Source organism: Salegentibacter tibetensis, from assembly GCF_020164485.1.
GTDB lineage: Bacteria > Bacteroidota > Bacteroidia > Flavobacteriales > Flavobacteriaceae > Salegentibacter > Salegentibacter tibetensis.
The window spans coordinates 1-1383 of sequence record NZ_JAIQZA010000083.1; the positions used below are offsets into that span (position 1 = coordinate 1).

Here is a 1383-nt window from a genome sequence, read left to right on the forward strand (position 1 = left end):
TTCAGGAGTGCCAAAAGCTGATCTTTAGTAAGGTTTTCTAAGGGTTCTTGCATGGGTTAAATATACAAAAACAGACCTATTAAACCTACCGCGAACCCCTGTTTTTACTGATAAAACACCATTATTTCCTAGTGAGAATAGCGCAGTTTCTGAACACTTTTTTCAACCGTAATACCCTCTATCATCAGTACCAATTGCGTCCAGGTAAAACTGGTCTGATCTTCTTTAATAACGGGCGGAGTGAAGCTTCCGCGCTCCAGGCGTTTGTAGTATAAAACAAAGCCGCCCCGCTCCCAGTGAAGCAGCTTGAGATGGGTGCGATTCCGATTAAGAAAAACGAACACATCACCGCTGGTAGGCTCCCTTTTGAGTTCATTTTTTCACCAATCCGCTCAGACCATTAAAGGATTTTCTCATATCACAAGACTTACGATAAAAGTGATAATTATGGGAGGAACCTAAGGAGAACATTAATACAGCTTAACTAACCGGGCAATAAGTCCCAGGTCCGCAGCATTCATTTGGAGTTTGACCCCGTTGGGATAAATAAGTTCCAGCTCACCTGATGAGGAGTTTAATCCCTTGGTAACTTCTACAAATCCCCCGGGTTGATCTTCATCTTTCTTCTTGCGGATCCAGTAACAAAAGGTGGAAGGACTGATCCCTTTTTCTTTGCTAAAGGCTTTTGCCGAAAGGCCGCTATTGCGATATTCATTAACTAAAGTGTACATTTCTTCCTGTTTGCTCATGATAAATATTAATTTAGAGCAGCTGCAAAGCTATCGGTAGAAAGTCAGCTAATCAAGATGCAGTTGGTGGGGTGGATACTTTAAAACAGTACAATCTGTTGAGTTCTATAGTCCATAGGAAGAACCGCTAAGTAAGTACAGGATTTCGTTTTGAGACAAGTTTGAGTATTAGTTATGTCGTGTTACCTGCTGTTTCTTTAGTTTTTTCTTCTTTTTTATCTTCTCCAGTAATTGAAAGAAGAATTCTATTGAATAATTCTGATGGTTTGAATTCTAAATTTTTGAAATTTTTTAAGACATTGTCAAAGGCTATGAAAGTAATAAAGGATTGTAAAACGGCTTTATCAATCATAGAATTACTATAAAGGTTTTGATTTTGAAGATCAAAAATGTTAAATAAAAGCAAGTAAATAAAGTAACTTATGTAAATCATGAACCTGATATTATTTCCAGAAATCAGGTAATCTGTCAATTCCTTGAATTTATATTTTTTTAATTTTTCTGAATTATAATACTCCCCAAATATAGGACAGGAAATTAAGTTGTAAATTAACCCTGTCAAAATGAAAACACCAAGAAGAAAATTCAGTGCCTCTTTCAAGGCTAAAGTAGCTATTGAAGCGATCAAAGAACA

General features: G+C 36.7%; 2 protein-coding genes and 1 pseudogene. All 3 read right to left on the reverse strand.

What is annotated here, in order from left to right:
• Positions 1–128 precede the first annotated feature (128 nt).
• Positions 129–365, reverse strand: a pseudogene (gene tnpB, locus LB467_RS19500) (IS66 family insertion sequence element accessory protein TnpB); the annotation flags it as partial.
• 105 nt (positions 366–470) lie between these two features.
• On the reverse strand, positions 471–749 hold the full coding sequence (gene tnpA, locus LB467_RS18565) for an IS66 family insertion sequence element accessory protein TnpA (protein ID WP_079719250.1): 279 nt from the start codon (positions 747–749) through the stop codon (positions 471–473).
• Between the two features lie 172 nt (positions 750–921).
• Positions 922–1383, reverse strand: a 462-nt coding sequence (locus tag LB467_RS18570) for a hypothetical protein (RefSeq protein ID WP_224475648.1), incomplete at its 5' end; no start/stop codon positions are given.

Excerpts from the sequence above, each read along its gene's own strand:
- tnpA (WP_079719250.1), bottom strand. The coding sequence starts at position 749 with ATGAGCAAACAGGAAGAAATGTACACTTTAGTTAATGAATATCGCAAT.